The organism is Pseudomonas sp. HLS-6, assembly GCF_002753995.1.
Taxonomy (GTDB): Bacteria; Pseudomonadota; Gammaproteobacteria; order Pseudomonadales; family Pseudomonadaceae; genus Aquipseudomonas; species Aquipseudomonas defluvii.
On record NZ_CP024478.1, the window covers coordinates 203,993 to 221,059 of the forward strand.

At 59.9% G+C, this 17,067-nt stretch carries 13 protein-coding genes; 1 reads left to right on the forward strand and 12 read right to left on the reverse strand.

The window, feature by feature from the left end:
* The first annotated feature begins 16 nt into the window (after positions 1 to 16).
* Positions 17 to 364, forward strand: a complete 348-nt coding sequence (locus CS390_RS00890) for a tryptophan synthase subunit beta (RefSeq protein ID WP_065759807.1) — start codon at positions 17 to 19, stop codon at positions 362 to 364.
* Between the two features lie 15 nt (positions 365 to 379).
* Here CS390_RS00890 and CS390_RS00895 read toward each other — a convergent pair whose 3' ends face one another.
* The 12 genes from CS390_RS00895 to CS390_RS00950 all read right to left on the reverse strand — a co-directional run bounded on the left by CS390_RS00895 (position 380) and on the right by CS390_RS00950 (position 17,055).
* Positions 380 to 820 carry a CBS domain-containing protein gene (locus CS390_RS00895; protein WP_065759806.1) on the reverse strand — a complete coding sequence of 147 codons (441 nt, stop codon included), beginning with the start codon at positions 818 to 820 and terminating at the stop codon, positions 380 to 382.
* Positions 821 to 959: 139 nt separating this feature from the next.
* Positions 960 to 2,249 carry a VWA domain-containing protein gene (locus tag CS390_RS00900; protein WP_099773263.1) on the reverse strand — a complete coding sequence of 430 codons (1,290 nt, stop codon included), beginning with the start codon at positions 2,247 to 2,249 and terminating at the stop codon, positions 960 to 962.
* Positions 2,250 to 2,276: 27 nt separating this feature from the next.
* The gene (locus tag CS390_RS00905; protein WP_065759804.1) at positions 2,277 to 3,509 is read right to left on the reverse strand and encodes a VWA domain-containing protein; all 1,233 of its coding nucleotides are present in this window, start codon (positions 3,507 to 3,509) and stop codon (positions 2,277 to 2,279) included.
* Positions 3,510 to 3,556: 47 nt separating this feature from the next.
* Complete coding sequence (locus CS390_RS00910) at positions 3,557 to 4,060, reverse strand: hypothetical protein (protein WP_065759803.1); 504 nt, start codon at positions 4,058 to 4,060, stop codon at positions 3,557 to 3,559.
* A 10-nt stretch (positions 4,061 to 4,070) separates the two neighbouring features.
* Positions 4,071 to 4,760 carry a hypothetical protein gene (locus CS390_RS00915; RefSeq protein ID WP_099776497.1) on the reverse strand — a complete coding sequence of 230 codons (690 nt, stop codon included), beginning with the start codon at positions 4,758 to 4,760 and terminating at the stop codon, positions 4,071 to 4,073.
* Between the two features lie 71 nt (positions 4,761 to 4,831).
* On the reverse strand, positions 4,832 to 6,382 hold the full coding sequence (locus CS390_RS00920; protein WP_065759802.1) for an SUMF1/EgtB/PvdO family nonheme iron enzyme: 1,551 nt from the start codon (positions 6,380 to 6,382) through the stop codon (positions 4,832 to 4,834).
* A complete protein-coding gene (locus CS390_RS00925) occupies positions 6,372 to 7,595 on the reverse strand; it encodes an ABC transporter permease (protein ID WP_065759801.1) in 1,224 nt (407 codons plus the stop codon). Before CS390_RS00925 ends, CS390_RS00920 begins: the two co-directional genes overlap by 11 nt.
* Positions 7,579 to 8,277, reverse strand: a complete 699-nt coding sequence (locus CS390_RS00930; RefSeq protein WP_065759800.1) for an ABC transporter ATP-binding protein — start codon at positions 8,275 to 8,277, stop codon at positions 7,579 to 7,581. The genes CS390_RS00925 and CS390_RS00930 overlap by 17 nt, the downstream gene beginning before the upstream one ends.
* A gap of 5 nt (positions 8,278 to 8,282) precedes the next feature.
* Positions 8,283 to 10,238 carry a vWA domain-containing protein gene (locus tag CS390_RS00935; RefSeq protein WP_099776499.1) on the reverse strand — a complete coding sequence of 652 codons (1,956 nt, stop codon included), beginning with the start codon at positions 10,236 to 10,238 and terminating at the stop codon, positions 8,283 to 8,285.
* A 2-nt stretch (positions 10,239 to 10,240) separates the two neighbouring features.
* A complete protein-coding gene (locus CS390_RS00940) occupies positions 10,241 to 11,266 on the reverse strand; it encodes a hypothetical protein (RefSeq protein WP_099773264.1) in 1,026 nt (341 codons plus the stop codon).
* A gap of 3 nt (positions 11,267 to 11,269) precedes the next feature.
* A complete protein-coding gene (locus CS390_RS00945) occupies positions 11,270 to 13,978 on the reverse strand; it encodes a putative virulence factor (protein ID WP_099773265.1) in 2,709 nt (902 codons plus the stop codon).
* Positions 13,975 to 17,055: a virulence factor SrfB gene (locus tag CS390_RS00950; RefSeq protein ID WP_099773266.1), complete on the reverse strand. Its 3,081-nt coding sequence runs from the start codon at positions 17,053 to 17,055 to the stop codon at positions 13,975 to 13,977. Before CS390_RS00950 ends, CS390_RS00945 begins: the two co-directional genes overlap by 4 nt.
* Positions 17,056 to 17,067 lie beyond the last annotated feature (12 nt).

Here is a 17,067-nt window from a genome sequence, read left to right on the forward strand (position 1 = left end):
AAACGAGGGGTACCCCATGTTCTACGTGCAACGCGATGCACAGGGCCAATTGCTCCGGGTAGAAGCTGCAGCTTATGCCGACGCTACGGAAACCTTGCCAGCCGACAACGCGGAAATTCAGAAGTGGTTTGCTGACGACGTGCTGGAAGGCAGCCTTCAGCAACTCAAGCAAAGCGACCTGGACATGATCCGGGTACTGGAAGACTTGATCGATGTGCTGACCCGCAAAGGGCTGATCAGCATCACCGACTTGCCAGAAGGCGCCCAAGGCAAGCTGCTTGGGCGCTCCCAGGCACGTATCGCCCTGGGAGGCCTGACCCGCCTGTTGGTCGACGATGAAGACGACGGTGCAGGGCTGATCTGAAATCAGCCCTCGGCTTCAGTCTCCGCGAATATAGTGTTCCAGTTGCTGGATGAGGTCTGCTTGTTCCGCAATGGCTGCCTTGACCAGGTCGCCAATCGACAACAGGCCCAGCAGCTCACCGTTCTCCACTACCGGCAGGTGACGCAGGTGGCCGTCGGTCATCATGCTCATGCAGGTATCGATGTTCTGATGCGGCCCTACCGTAATCACGGGCGCACTCATGATTGCACTGACCGGTGTGCCCACCGATGAGCGCCCCTTCAGTACCATCTTGCGCGCATAGTCGCGTTCGCTGATTACACCGACCACTTTGCCGCCTTCAACGACTGGCAAGGCACCGACGTTCTTTTCAGCCATCACCCGCAGCGCATCAAGCACCATCTGGTCAGGGGCAATAGTGTGAACCTGCTGATGCTGCTGGGACTTCAATTTCAGGAGCTGTGCCACGGTTTTCATAGGGAGCCCTGCCAAGTGGTGGTAGTGACGATCGATAGCTAAAGAATCGTGCAGTAATCACCACAGGGCAAGGTTGAAAGCGGCATCGGTCCGATTGAAAAGCGTCATTGGCGTAAAGTTCGGATCGTCGGCAGGGCGGTCATTCACAACGTACGCCACTCGACACTTCCAGGCTGGCTTCTTGCAGTGCTGCAGCCACGGCTGTCGCATCATTGGCTGTGTAGACACGGCCGCCGGTATTTTCGGCCGCGCAGTTCGAGCCCGTACTGGCACTGATGTTGACGACATTGATCCGCAGTCGCGGCTGTGCCTGGGCTATCTGACGGGACACCTTGCAGACGCTTTGGCCACAGCTGTCGCTGCCGTCGACAAACATCACAATCACCCCGTCGCGGTCACGACCGTTCATCTGCCGGGCTGCCGCTTCAAGGCTGATGCCCAACCCGGTACCGCCCTTGGCATCGAGTTTCTGGATCAGCTCTGTGAGTTGTGGACGTTTGTCTCGGTCGAATACGCCATGGTCCAGTGGTGCGCGGCAACCGTTGAACGTCACCAGACGCATGTCTATGTCTTTGTCCAGGTTCTCCACCAACGTGCCGAGTGAGTTCTTGGCGACCTCCATACGCGTGACCCGTTGTGGGCCTTTGGACGCAAGGTAATCCTCCAGCAGCGGGACTTTTTGCAGCAGGTCGATGTACCACGGGTCACTTTCTTGTTTGACCCGAATACGGCTGTCCATCGAGCCTGAGGTATCGAGTACCACGGAAAACTCGGCGGCCTGTGAAGGGGTACCTGGAACGCAGGCAAAGGTAGGGCGTCCTGGTGCTACCCACCATTGGTGGATTGAAGGCCACCACGCGTACATCCACCAGAGCGCTGCCAGTAGCAGTAATCCCAGTAACCAGGGCCACATGAGCCAGCGTCGAGGTGGAGACACCGTGCGTGGTGCCGGGGCCGGTTTCGGGGCCGCAGGTTTGGTCGGTGCAGTGACTGGAGCCGGTTTCGGCTTGTGAGCTACAGAGGGAGCCTGCAGCGGGGCCGGTTGCTGACCCCAGCGCACCACCAGTGGCTCGCCATTGACGCTGTAGAGATTGTCGAGGTCGGGTGCCCCGATCAGGCCGCGCAGAGCGTTGGCCGCCTGCTCCTGACCCCGCCGTTCCAGCTCCAGGGCCAGGTGACCCACTGCGGTCTGGCGTTCTTCATAACGCATCAACAACGCCGCCTGCTGTTCACGGTTCAACGTGGCGTAGAGGTGTGGCTGCCCGGCAAGCTCTGACCACCACTCCAGCGCGCCATCTTTACCTTGGCGGGGGATGGCATAGAGGTGAGCAATAGTTGGCGGAAAGTGCTGGCGAATCAACGCTACCGTCTGATCCAGAGCCTGTGCGCTGTCCTGGCTTGCATGGGCATCGCGGGTTACCCGTTGCATACGTTCATTCCTTACAGTCAACAGGCATTAGTCACAATTGGCGCTGCCGGAAACCTCTTGGCTGGCGTCTTGCAGGGCCTTCGCCATTTCCACGGCATTGTTTGCTGAATACACCCGGCCACCGGTGCTGTCAGCGATGCAACTGGCCAGGCTGTTGTTGCTGATGTTGACCAGGTTGACCCGCAACCGTGGTTGTTCTCGGGCAATACGTTGCGCCACGTCGCAAGCGTTTTGGCCACAACCGTCTGCACCATCGACGAACATTACGATTACCCCGTCGCGGTCACGACCATTCATCGTGCGCGCTGCGCTTTCCAGGCTTGCCGTGAGTGCAGTGCCATCGTTGGCCACGAGGCCTTTAATGCCTTGGATCAAGGCCGGGCGTTGGGTAAGACTGAACTGGCCATGGTCGATTGGCGCGCGGCAGCCATCAAAGGTCACGATGCGCATGTCGATGGCCGGGTGCAGGTCGTTCACCATCTGGCTCAACGCGCTCTTGGCCACGTCCATGCGTATTGGGCCTTGGGTTATCCGGGCCAGGCGCTCAGGGTCGGCTCCGTCCTCTTGACCAAGGGTGAAAAACCATTGCTCGTCCTCGAGCGTGGCATCCACGCTCAGTTGCATTGAGCCGGAGGTATCGAGGACTACGGAAAACTCAGGGGGTTGTACCTGTGGGTCTTTAACGCAGGCGAAGTGCTGCGGCTGGGGTGTATTCAGCCAACGTTGCAGGTAAGGCCAGCCAATCCACAGCGCGAGCAGTAGCGTAAGCAGCAAGAGTAATGGCAGCAGGAACCAAGGCAACCAGATCCACGTTCGCCGACGCACAATTGGTGCGGCTGCTTGCGGAGTAGGGCCTTGTGCAGGCCTGGGTTCAGGGTCACCCCAGCGCACCAACAGCGGGTAGCCATTGATGCTGTAAAGGTTGTCGAGGTTCGGTGGCCCTACCAGTCGCCGCAGTGCGCTAGCTTCTGTGCCCTGGCCGCGACGTTCCAGTTCGTTGGCCAATTGCGTGACCGCGTCTTGGCGCTGCGCATAGATCTCCAGCAACGCCTGTTGCTCATCGGCGTTGAGTTCGCGGTACTGGCGTGGCTGTCCGGTCAGTTCCGACCACCATTCACGGGCGCCATCGGCGCCTTTTCGTGGCACCGCATAGAGGTGAGCAACGCTGGGTGGAAAATGCTTGGCGATAATCGCTACGGTGTGTTCGAGCGAGGCTAAGCCGTCCTGGCTCGTGCTGGCATCACGGATAACCCGTTGCATGAGGATGTCCTGAAAAGGACCGGCAGCCGAAGCTGCCGGTTATAGGCTTACTCGTAACCGAGGCTTAGCTGGAGGCGACTGACCTGCTGCTGCAGAGCTTTCAGCTCTTGCTTGCGGGCCTCGACCTGGGCGGCGTTGGCCGTGTTGGCAGGGGCGTTCTGCGAGGCTTTCATCCGCTGTTCAAGGCCCGCTATCTGCTGTTGCACGTCGCGCTTGTTGGCATGCCGGGCCTTGAGCGTTGCCAATAGACCATTAAGCGACTTTTCCAGGCTAGCCTGCTGACGTTGTACGGTTGCCAGGTCCTGGCGGGTCGACGTCTGCTGCGCGCTGAGCTGAGCATACACGTCGTTGAACTGACGGTTCTGCTCACGGGCATCGACCAAGGCCTGCTCGCTGTTGCGTACCTGCTCACTGTAACCACCGCCGTAGTCGCAGTTGAGCTTCTTGATCATGCTGACGTCGCTGTCGGAGGCATTGCACTGTGACGCAGTAGTAGCGCACCCGGCCACTGAGAGCAGGGCCAGAATGCAAAGGCTGAGGCGTAGGTACATAGCGTGCTCCTTAGCCCAGGGTAATTGCCGAGCGCTGGCTGTAGAGGCCGTCGACCTCCTGCTGCAGGGCAACGACCTTGTTGTTCATCTTGGCAATTTCTGCCTCGACCTTCTGCACCTCAGCCTGGTTGGCGCCGCCTTCTCGCTCAAGCTTGGCGACCTTCTCAAATTCGGTGACACGGGCTTTCATGTTGTTTACGTCTTTGCGCATCAAGGCAATGTTGCTGTCGATGGCGGCAACGTCTTGCTGAGCCTTGGCCTTGTTAACCGTCTTGGCTTGAATATCGCGTTGCAGGGCGGCGATTTGTTGCTTGTCGTCGTTGATCACGCGCTGCAGAGTGTTGGTCCGCTCGGCAACCTTGGCTGTTTCCTGTTGAACATCGGTGGTCATCATCGTCAGGCGCTGGTTGGTGTCGGAGTACTGGGCACGACGCTGATCCAGGTAGTAGTTGGCGCCCATGGCCACGCCACACGCGGCAAGGCCGGCGACGATGGCGCAGGTAGCTTTGTTGCTCGAGTTCGACAGGGTGCAGGCGAGCACGCCACCGGCTGCGGCGACAGCACAGGCCTGATAGCCCGAGGTGGTGAAAAACTTGGCATCGTTGCCGGAGGTCAGCCGTGGGTCTGCGTTGCTGCTTCCACCCAACATTGAGCTACCGGTACCAGCACAACCGCTCAGCACCAGGCTGACTACTACCATCACACTGACCCAAATCCGGGAGATGCCTGCTTTATTGGTATTCACGTTCGCGTTCCTTGACTCGTTGTTGATCAGAGGGTTACGGCCTTGCAGCTGTTGAGCCAGGCTGCAGTGTCGATTTTCTGGGTTTTGAGGAATTCGGCCTGGTTAGCCCAGTGGGTACGTAGGTAAGGCATTAGCTCCTTCAGGTTCTTGTTGGCCTTGAGCGTGCCCTCCAGCACCGGCACTTGCGCTTCCAGCAGGGGCTTGCCATAGAGCGACCCGGACTCCACCAAAGAGCTGGCGTAGTAACGGCTCAGCTTGTGCAAGCGCGTGCTCTGTTCTTCGAGCTTGGTTTTGCGCATGCCGCAGGTGGGGTCTTCTTCGCCGGCCTTGCAGTTGCTGGCATAGTTCTTCTGCAGGAAGTCGAGGTACTGGCCGTCGTCGAGCATCTTGGTACAGAGGAAAGCGCCGAGGTTGAGGCTGGCGCGGATCGCCTGATCGCGAGCTTCCTGCTGTTGCTGGTTGCTCGCACGCAGCTGGTTTTCTACGGTCTTGAGCTGGTCTTTCAGGCCTTGGTCATCAACCTTCGAGGCGAGGTCTTCCAGGGCTTTCACGGTGCCTTTGTCCTTGGCGTGTCCGGTGGGTTCATCGCCGCCCAGCTTCTTCCAGCTACTCTCAATACTGCTGACGCGTTCGCGAGAGGTCATCGTGGGCGACACTAGCACCAAGCGCATGCCTGTGGTTTTGCTGGTCACCGGGCCTTCGGCGTTGTAGTACGGCTCTTCTTCACGCAGCGCCGTGCGTAGCTCGCCCTCGGCAGTCAGGTAGTTGCCTCCGCGCACCACATAGCCACCGGCCTGCCCGTGCTGGCGATCCAGTTTGTTCAAGTGAAAGGGTTCAAACATCATCTCGCTGGCGTTGCCAAGCATGTCGTGCAGGCCCAGGGGGTTTGCTTTGAGCAGCCCGCTGAGCTGCAGCTTGCCGTTCGACGACTGGGCGCCAGCAAACCATTCGTAGGCATTCAAACCCTCGGGCATCGGGTAGCGAGCATCGCGAAACTCAGCGGTACCGACCTGCAGCCCACCGCGCGCTGCGTACTCCCATTCGACCTCGGTGGGCAAGCGCAGAAAGCCCTGGGCGCCATCCTCCTTGGGCAGTTTTGCGGCAGCGTTGGCGCGCAACCAGCGGTTGTATTTATCGGTTGCTTGCAGTGCATCGAGCCAGCTCAGCGACACCTCCGGCAGGCGCAGCTTGTTCGACGGCGTCGGGCAGGTTTCGTCCGTCAATGCACGGTATTGCAACTGCGTCATTTCATACTTGGCCATCAGGTAGTAGCGCGATTTCTCACCTTTCGCGCTGGTGAAACTACCGGCGATAAAGGCGGGTCGGGTCTGCTCGACATAACCCCACTCGGCACTGTCCTGGCCAATGTTGATTGGGTAGTCGTCTAATGGTCCGGCCAGAGGGATCAGCACCTTGCGAAACACCATCGACCCTTCGCAGGGCATGGGTAGCACTACATCGTCGGTGTCGGGCATGGGGTTATAGTGTTTCTCCTCCCAGGCCGCAGCCGAGGCTTGCATCAGGCAGCCGAAACTCAGGGGCAAGAACAGTAGACGGCCGTAGGCTTTAGAGCTCACGCAGACTCTCCGCAGGTTGAATTCGAATGGCTCGCAGGGCGCCGATCATGGCGACCAGCGCGGCGACTAGGAACGCGAGGAGCAGGGCGGTCAGGCCGTGCCCAAACGTGATGTGGCAGATGAACGTGCCAGTAGCCTGGCTGCTGCCCAGCAAGTGATCGAACAGTACGCTGCCAGCAAAATAGCCAGCGAGGCCGCCGATGTAACCCACAGCGCTGAGCAGCAGTGCCTGCAGCACCACATAGCCGGCCACGGCAAGGCTGCCGAAGCCCAGCAGGCGTAATACTGCGAGGTTACGGCGTTTGCGGTCGATATTGGCCAGGAAGGCACCGACCAGCGAGGCGATGCAACCGATCAGTGCGGCACCGGCAATCACCCCAAAGATCAGACCCAACACATGGTTGATCGCCTTGACGCTATCGATCTCAGCGAGACGACTGCTGGTTTCCACATGTTGCTCGTTGAGCCAGCGCTCCAACGCTTCGACGTTGTCGATGTCTTTGGCATAGACCCTGGCCCGGGCATAACCAACCTTCACGCTGTCCAGCAGTTGGCCGCTGGTGCTGCCCAGGATCGGCACGCGATAGCCGTCACGGAAGTACTCTAGGTCGAGCAGCAGTTCGGGGCTGACAAAGGCTGCAGGGCGGGTAAAACGTGCGGGCTCCAGCACGGCCTGCACCTGCAGTGTTTGCTCGCCGCGTTCGTTGACACCGTCCAGACGGCGGGCGACGCGAAGCCGAATGTTGTCGCCGGCCTTGGCGGCCAGGCGTTCAGCTGTACGGGCACTGAGAATGACCTGGTTGCCTTGTACTGCACTCAAAGGCGTGTTGAGTAGTGGGTCGCCGGCTTGGGTGGGAATAATCTCGATGTTATCGGCAAAGCGCCCACGCTCGCCCTGCAGGTCGGCCTGGGTGTTCAGCGAGCGAGTTTGACCAATGGCAAAACCGACTTCCGGGCGCTGGCGCAAGCGTTCCAGCCAGTCGAGGTCGTAATGGCTGCTGCTGAGCATCTTCACTTCAAGGTTGCGCGGGTCGCTCAGCAGTTCCTGTTGCAGTTGGCTGACCACGCCATGCTTGAGCCCGAACAGCAGCAACAGGGGGGCGATCACCGCCATTAGCGAGGCTGCCATGCACAGCGAGACCTTGCGGTCATGCCAGAGATCGGCCACCGAAAGCTGCATCAGCAGCCCCAGCTGTTTAAACCAGGGGTTCAAAGCGTGTTTCTCCTTCCCCATTCACTGCGCACAGTCGCGGTAGGCCGAACTGATCGATCAATGCCCAGTCATGGGACACCACCAACGCGCTGAGGCCCAGCTCGTTGACCAGGCTCAGTAGCAGCTCGAACAGGCGCTGAGCATTGTGTGGGTCCAGTGCGGCGGTGGGCTCATCGGCCAATAGCAGCTGTGGCTCGTGGGCGATGGCGCGCACACAGGCCACGCGCTGGCGCTCACCGATGGACAGGGACTGCGGGTACTTGTCGAGCAACGGCTCAAGGCGCAGGACTTCAATCGCTTTCTCGACGGCACGACTGCGGCTGGAGAGGCCGAGTAGGCGCCGTGGTAACTGGATGTTGTCGCGTACCTTGAGAAACGGCAGAAGGCCACCGTTCTGCAACACGAAACCGAGCTGTCGGGAGCGTAATGCGGCCAGCGCCGGCTGCTGGTTCTCAGCCAGCAACTGGCGTACATCCACCGCCTCACGTCCAAGGCGATAGTGGTTCAGTTGCTGAGGCGCCAGGAGCAAGCCGATGGCTTCCAGCAGGGTGCTCTTGCCGCAGCCGCTCTCGCCGGTAATGGCACGAATTTCACCGTGCTCCAGATGCAGCTCATTGAGCCGCACCCGATGAGCCTGGGCGCCTTCCCCGCGCGCTACCAACAGTCCTTTGATGTCAAGCATGGGGCTCAGGGCATCATTTCGAGCGGTACCGGATAGACGTTATCGCGGCTATCACTACCGGGTGCCAGTGCAACCCAGCGGTCCACGTCGGCGTTGTAACGCTGGTAGTGGCGCAGCTTGGTACTCAGGCTGCGGATAAACTTCTCCTGAGCAAGGCCGTCCCAGCCTTTCCAGGTTTCTTCATCCAGGTTCAGCACGTCGCTGTGGTACGGCAGGTCTTCCAGGTACTCACCCAGCACGCCCAGGTCCGCAACACGGGTGTTGGCACCCTGTTTCAGTTGGTTCGGGTCGGCACCCATGGTGGCGGCTACCGAGCGCAGGCGGGTAAACATCTCGCTGGGCGAGATCATGCCTTCGTTGGCTGCGTCCAGAATCTGCTTGAGTACATCGCTCAAGTCACTGAGCTGAGCTTTGGTCAGCAGCACACGCACATCGGTGGTCGGCAGGTTCTGCTTGATCAGGTCACGGTCGCTGATCCAGGCCTGGAACACGGGTGGTGCTTTGGTTCCGGTGGTTTTACCGAGATAGGCAAGTTGCATGGCATGGCCGATCAGCGCGGCGTCTTCGAGCATTTTCTTTTCGCTCGGATCGGCTTTGGCGTTGGTTGCACTGCCAATGGCGTCTTCGCCCATGTAGGCCGACTTTACCTGTTGGGTAATGGCGGCGGCGAGGCCGTCCACCTTGCGCCCGAATGCATCCACATCGCCAGCGTTAACCGGATAGTAGAGGGAGGTGTTGGTTCCCGGGTAATTCGACAGCGCCCGGTACTGGGCCTCGGCGCTGCTGTGGTTCTTGGCACCGCTTGGGGTCTTCAGGTGCAGAGTATAGAGGGCGACACCAGGGTTGCTGGCCTCGATCTTCACCTGCTCCGCGCCCAAACCAGTGCCCGACAGTTTGTCGCCACCGTCGATGGCGCCTGCGTCGGTGATCAGCACCACATAACGGGCACCGAACTGGCTCCAGTCGACCTTGTCCACCGCGTGCATGACGCCGGAGTAGGCGTCTTCGTCGAAGGTGCTACTGGAGACCTTGGCCTGTTTCAGGTCAGCGACCTTGGCCATGAAGTCGGCACCGTCTTTGACGGTGTTGGGGTCGGCGTACATTTTACTTACGTACTCCAGGCCTGGTACCGCCTTGGTACTGGAACGGTAAGCGACCAGGCCAAACTTGACCTGCTGACCGAGGTTTTCCTTCTCGATCTGCTCATATACGCGCTTGATCGCCTCACGGGTGCGATCAATGTATGGGTCCATGGAGATGGTCGAGTCGATGACGAACACCACCGCCGCGCTGAAGGCCTTGAGTTGGGTCTTGGCATTGCCTGGCGAATTCGCATTCGCCGCAGCGCTACTGCTGGCGTCGGCCTTGCTCACCGAGGCGACATTGAGGATTCGTGTACGGAAACCTTCCTCGGTCATCACTTCTTCGCCACTCAACACCGGCAGCAGGTAGAAGTTCTTCTGCAGGTCGATGAAGTATTCCGGCTCCTGAGCCAACACGCCGGGCGCCTCGCTGCCTTTCTTGAGCTTGGCCCGCAGTGGTGCGACATGACTGACCGGATCGGGGGCGTCCAGAATACCCTCGAGCTGATTGCGCTCCTTGAAGAACAGCAGGCGGTCGCGGTTGGCAGGGTTGGTGAACGCCAGCGTGAGCTGCATTTTCCACTCAACAGTACACTCGCCCGGTAACCAGCCGATGCTCTTACCCTGGGTGTCGGGGCCAACCCGCAACCATTCTCGGTTGTCGACCTGAGCCCGTTCATACACGTAAAAACGGCTGAACGCGGGTTGGGCTGCGCCGCTGGAAGCACCTGCTGCGTCGCTGAGCTGGCAGCTTGGCGTGGTCAGGACGCGTTGAAACAGGGTTTTCTTACCTGCTTGCAGCAGAGGCGTGTCCGCTGCTTGCAAGGCCGGGCTGAGACTCAAGGCCAGCAAGGCAGCCGTCAATCCGCGCAGACGCATACTCATTGTTTGAGCTCCTCAAGACGCGCCTTGGCATCGGCATTGTTCTCGTCGAAGCTAAGGATGGTCTCGTACCAGTAGGCGGCAGTGGCGTTGTCAGGTGCTTTGAAGCACTCGCTGGCCTGGTGGTATTTTGGGTCATATTCGTGGGCGTAGGCTGTGGCGATCTGGACGTCGCCGCCCTGAGCGCGGTTGGCGTACAGGCGCTGGGCGACGCCGCACGTGCTGTTGGCCTTGGCGACGTTGATCACTTCCAGCAGCGCAGTGCTGTCCGGCGCCTGCTGGATGCAGCTCTGCACGAAAGCCAGTTCCGACTGGCTCTTCATGCTTTCCAGCGTGCAAGGCTGCGCGGTTACTGCGGGCTCGACCTGTGCAGGTTTTTCCGGCTCCGCAGGCTTGGGTGCGGCAGGTTCCGGTTGCTGTTTGAGCCACCACCAGGCGCCTGCCGCGATAGCTGCCAGTAGTACCAATAGCAGTACCGGCAACAGCCAGCGGTTCTTTTTCGTCGGCGTTGTGGCTGCCACAGCTGGCGCCGGGGTAACCACTTCAGGCTCTGTCAGGGGGGCGGCCTGAGCGACCGTCGTCGCCTGGGACGGCGCCTGCTCCTCTACCGGCGCAGTTGCCGGTACCTCCAGCGTGCCGCTGTTTGCGTTTGTCGGGGTGCTCCCTTGCGACAACGAATGCTGCAGGTCCTTGGCCAGCCGCAGTACGGTTTCCTCGCTCAGGCCCGAGCCCTTCAGTTCAATGCGGAACATGGCGTTGTTGCTGAGTTCCAGCAAGGGGTCGAGTAGCTCCGGCCCAATTCGGGTCTCGAAGGCTTGTGCGTCGTCTACGGTTTCCAACTGAGTAATTTGGAACCAGTAGGGGCTGCTACTCCACTGTGCTTCCTTCTGCAGGAAATGTTGGCTTTGGCTGCTTTGTACCGAAAACTCGAGGTTGTCGGTGGTTTCGCTCCAGCCACTGACTCGAACGCGCGCGTGGCCTGGAACGTTGCTGCTCAGTGACAGCACGTCAACTCTGATACCCATGGATTAACTCGCTTCAAATGTGTTCAGCAGGACGGCCAGTTGGCGTCGCTGCTCGGTGGTAATTTCGGGGTCGGCGCCACTCTTGGCGTTTTCCTGGGTAAGCCAGGCCAGCCCCGACAACCAATCCACCAAATAAAGCTGCTCTTGATGCGAGGGCTGTTCAGGCAGCACGGGCAGTTCGCCAACAGCCACCGAGCGGTAGAAACTGAACAACGGCTCGCGAGCACCCAACAGTCTGTTGGGGCGTGCGCTTACGGGTTTGCTCAGCAGGCCGAACCAGGAGATGAAGTCGCGCATTACCAACTGCACGGCCAACACCTGACGCTGCACCATCTGATCGCGGCGGGTGCCGCTTTGGGCGCGACGGGTCACGGCTTCGTCCAATTCTGTGAGGAAGCTCGGGCTACGCACGGCGCTGATCAGCTCCTCGGTGAGGCTGTCGACCACGCTTTTGTTCAACCGCAGGCTGTTGAGCAGCAGTGTGCGTGAACCGAGCTCGCGCATATGCTTGATCCAGGCTTTTAGGGCCGCCCGGGCAAAGCGTTGCTCTGAGGTGAGTCGCCGTGTCAGCGGCTTCGCTGGCGCTGCTACTGGCTCTGCGGCGGGGTTGGCAAACAGGTTGCCGAAATTGATTGCAGGGGCCTTGTTGGCCGGGGCCTTGGCGTTATGCTCCGGCTCTTGTTCTGCATCGTCGTCCAGCCCGTCGATGTCATACACACCGCCCAGGTACAGCTCGCGCAATTCGTCGACCGGCAGTTGGAGCTCATGGATCAACTCGCCCAATACATCGGGATCAGCGCCCAACTGGTTGAGGAGCATCTGCGCCTTTTCGCGCTTCTTCTCCAGCACTTTCTCAAAGTCTTCTTCACGCCAGGCGTACAGGCCGTTTTCAAGCAGCTCTGTACGGCACTCTTCCAGTTGCTCTTCGATCCGGGTGAGCTTGAAGTCGATGTTGGCAACGCCCTTGAAGCTGCTGCTGAAACGGCTGATGCCGCCATCATTGAGCTCGAGCATGGCTTTCCAGGCGGTGCCTGGGTCTTTCACGTGACGCTGCACAGAAGGGCTGGCGGCGAAGCACTGGCCCAATTGTTCCAGGCGCTGCGTATGCCGATCAGTGAATGCGGTTTCTTCGCCGGTGCCAGCGTCACGCTCGATAAAGGCCGTGTCCAGGCGAGGCTTGCGTACCAGATAGGTGTTGTTGAACGGAGTACTTGCCCAGTCCTTCATCCACTCCTGGGTGCCGAAACGCTCGATCATCGTCAGTTTCATCATGTTCTCGCAGCCTTCGGGCAGTTGCCCTTCGCTCAGGCCGAGTGTGTTGCTGATGAAACCGTCGAGCATGGTCAGGGCCCAGATCAGGCCTGGCTCACGCTGGCCGCGCTCTTTCGGCGTGCGGCCCTGGGTGCGGTGAATCCAGCGGGTGAGCACTGGACCAACACTGACCACTTCGCTTTGCTTGAACGAGCTGGTGCAGAGCACCAGGGCATTCATTTGTTGCGAGTCGGTGTAGCGCTCAAACAGGTAGGCGACCTTGCCCCGCAGGATCAGGGTCGAGGCCGGATTGACTTGCTCGACTGCATCCGGGTCGGCCGCATCCTCGATGCGCAGCAGTTTCTGCCGGGTGCGATAGCCTGGGAAGTCGAGCAAATCGACTTCCTCTACGACCGGGTCTTGCGGACGATTGATCAGACGGAAGGTCATCTCAGCAGTCAGTGCGGCGAGTTGGGCGATGCTCAGGCCCACGCTGCTCTGCAGTTTGCCGTCGCACAATGGCAACACGTTCACCGGCAGGTCGCGATTGGTGCCCAGACGCCCGAGGATATCGACGTTCATGATGCTGTTGGCTTGGGTGTAGACGCCGTTGTCGTCTTTCACCAGTACGCTCAAGGGTGCGAACACGGTCTCGGGGAAGCCCATTTTGTGCAGGCCACCGACCAGTTGTTCGTAGACCTCGGTGAGCAGGTGTTGCTCGCCCCATAGCACAGAAAACAGCTTGGCCCGCTGACGGTAGTTCAACCGTGGTGCCAATTTCATTACGCGCGGCCAGTAAAGCTCACTGAGCTTGCGCACGGACTTTTCGTAGTTGCCTTTCAGGTAGTCCCACAGGGCCACTACATCGTCGGCGGTGACCCCAGGTTGTACCTGTTCATGCTCCTGGCCTTCGAAAGCCTTGAGCACATCCTGAATGCGGGCGTCAGTGAAGGTGTAGTCGAGCTTTTCCTGGTCAAAGTCCTCGAACCAGGCGTTAGCCAGAATCTTAGCCACTTCGATTTCACTGAACAGCTTCAGTTCTACCGGAAAATTGGCATCGGGGCTTGGTTTGGCCCAGCGACTGAAGCGTGTCACAAGCCCTGTAGCCTCTTTGCCGAGGCCAGTGGGGTTTACGTGCTCGATGAAATCAAGGGTCTTGCCGCCGAAGTCGGTTTCCAGGCGGCCACGGCTGTCGGCTGCCAAGGCGGAAATCAGGTACGACTTGCCGGCCTGAGACAGGCCGAAGAAACCGATCACCATCGGTGTGCCGGCGGCGCGCTGCAGGTCTTTGGCTCGGTTGCGTGCCTGGTGCAGCCGGAGGTTGAGGGCATCGCCCTCGGCCTCTACGCTGGCGGCGTTGCCGCGCACCTGTTGAATCCACTCCAGCGCTTCGTTCGCACCTTTGTGAACGGCACCCCAGGCACCCATCAGCTGCTGTTGCTTTGGCGTTAGATTGCTCATTTTCCTTTGACGTTCCCGCTGTCGAGCCAATAGTCACTGTCACTCAGGCTCATGGTCGGCATGGTATTGAGTGAGAGCTCAAGATCCCTTTCAAAATCGAAATCGGCATCCTGGATATTCGATTGCAGCTCAGCGATGACCAGCTTGTCGCTGATCAGGCCCTGCTCCAGCAGTTGGTCCGAAGGCTCGTCCACGGCCAGACGAATGCGCAGCACCGGCGTTTCACCGCCCTTGCCGATGGCGCTTGAGAAGTTACGACTGCCTCTGGCGGTAAAACGCAGCGTGTAGAGTGGCGATGCGGACCAGCGCTCGGCGGCCAGTTGGCGGTAACCCAGGTGCATGTCGCCGCGCATTTCCAGCCACGGCGTACCGCGTTGTTCACCTTCGCCCACGATTGGCAGTTGAATGCGGCCTTTGTCGGAGGTCAGGTTGTGGTAGAGCACGTCACCGTGTTTGATAGTGCCGGCGTTATCAATCTGGCCGAAGTGCTTGATGGTCGAGTACGGTTTGAGTGCTGCCGTGCGGAAGTAGAAGTTCGGCACACTGTGCTTGGAGCACAGCAGGCAGATCATTGCTCCCACCGAGGCGGTACTTTTCGGGTCGTCGATCAGGCCGTTTTTGTGGAACGGGTACCAACCACCAGTACGGTAGTTCTGCAGTGGCAGAATGCGCCCCGGTGGCAGTGGCAAGCGCTGGCGAATGAAGGCTTGAATGCCCGGCAGGCGCGACGGGCGGCCGGTCAGCAACAGTGCGTCACAGGGGTAGTGGAAAATCACTTCGCACAGTTCGGCGAGGATCTTGGTGATGTTGATCTGGCCACCGAGGAACGCCGTATGTACCTGTTCGAGGTCAAAAGCGATAGGGGTTTTCAGCAGGTCCAGGGTGCCGTCACGGCCAACATCACGGCGCACGGCGGCATACACGTACTCCAGCACGCTGTCGTTGACAACAGCATCGCCCAGTATTTCTTGCCATGAGCGCTCAACAACCTCCACTGGGGTTTCGGGGTCGTACTGCTCATAGGCTTTGAGCAACGCCAGACCCAGCGGCATGAACACCTGCAGGTTGAGCTGCTGACGCAGAATCCGCTCCTGGGCGCTGGCATCGCCGTTGCCGCACAGGCGCGACATCAGGGCATCCGGGGCATATACCCCGGCGTTCTGCAGCGCCTGCTTGAAACTGGGCAGGATGAACTCTTGAATGACGTCCAGGAGGATGTCGTCGCCCGCGATCTTGAATCCGTCGCGGAAGCGCTGGCTGGGCACAATGTGTACGTTACTGCCTGTGCCGCCGTTGCTGCCACGGTCCAGGTGGTAGTCGGTGATCACCAGATCCGTGGTGCCGCCACCAATGTCGATGGTGGCCAGGGTGATCTGCTCGGTTTCACTTTTGTCCGGGCGCGCCAGGGCTGCGAAAAACTCTTCCGGGTGCCCGGCGAAGTTCTCGTTGACCTCGTTGTACAGGTACACCAGTTGCCCGCAGCTGGCCTCGTCCCATTCAACGCGAATGCTCGGCAGCGGTGTGAGCGGCTTGACCGACTTGTCCTTGAACGGGTTGCTCTCGCCCTCATGCCAGCCAAGGCTCTTCCACACCAGGCCGACGGCCTCGTTCATACGGTTGTTGAGGATGCTGCGTTCGGCCTGCGGCATGCCTGGCGGTACGGTGAGGGTGATGCTATTGAGCTGGCGCGGTACCCGCGCATGGCCCTGGCGTGAACGCTGGGCCGGGCTGTTGATCTGCGACAGCGCCTGGGTGACCACCTCGGCCAGCATGAACGTCATCAGGCTGCTGCGGGAATAGCGCGGTGTGAACACCGGCATGTCGTTCTTTGGCGGCAGGTACAGCGCCTGGCCGAGGTCATTGATCAAGTGCGAGAAAGGTGCGGCGGTCGCCAGCGGCTCCTTGTCGGTTTTGACATACGAAGCGTTGAAGCGCCAGCCATGACCATAGGCCTTCTCATCCCACAGGTAACGTTTCGGGCTGGACAGGCCGGTGGAACCTTCGGTGCCGCGACGGCGGCTGGCCAAGCGTCCGGCCTCGCCGCCGACACGGGCAATCGTGGCCCACTGGAAGGCATTGTGACGGCCGCTCTTGACCGAGAAATGGTCCTTGCCGAAATAGGCCTGGGCAAATTCGACGCGGCTCTCAAAGGCCTGGTTGTAGATCTTCTCGGGCTCACTGAGGTCGCGCAGCTCCAGCACATAGTTGTGCTTCATGCCCGAACCCGACTGGCCATGATCTTCGATCAGAATGCCGCAGGTGCGTGAGTTGCCGACGTCCAGCACCAGGTCCACCGGAATCGGGCGCACAACGCCCAAGGCGTCATTGGCGACGACCTTGATCTCGGGGATTTCGACCTTGGGCTTTTCTGTGCTCTGCTCTGCAGGTGTCGGGCGGCGCAGCAGGCTCAGCAGGTTCAGGTAATGCCCGAGGTGGCGGTTGCCCTTGAGGTCTTTGTCCAGGCGCTCGCGGGTCCAGTCTGCACGGGCTTCGGCATACAGCTCACTGAGCCACTCGCGGATCCAGCTGTGAGTCAGGAACCAGCCGTACTCGCGGGCGCTGCAGGCGATCTTGAAGGCCACACCAGAGCGCACGTCTTCTTCGTTTGGCGCCAGGTAGGCGGTGCCGCTGACGGACGGCATGATACGGCTGTCAAAGGCTAGCGTGAGACGGTGCGTATTGCCGTCAATATCGGGCTCGGCCAGTTTGATCAGGCGCATCCGCGACCAGTTGTTCGGCCCCTCGTCGAAGCGATAGGGCGGCATGAAGCGCAGAAACGGAATGGGCAGCCAGATGCCGTCAAACAGCTTCAGGCTTTCTTCCATGCTCAGTCGGAAGTGGTTGTCTTCGCTGGAGTCGAACTCTACCGGCACGACTTTGTCGGGCTCCGGTTCGTAGAAATCCTTGTATTCCTTGGACCACAACAGGCGCGTAGGTACCAGACCGTTGTTGAGCTGCACGAATTTGCCGGCTTGCTCGCCATCTGGGCCCAGGCGCAGGGCGAAGTCCATAAACTGAATGCCGGTATCGCTGATCAGCGTGACCGTTTCTTCGAACTGGGTGATTTCAGGCAACATCTTCTGCGCTTC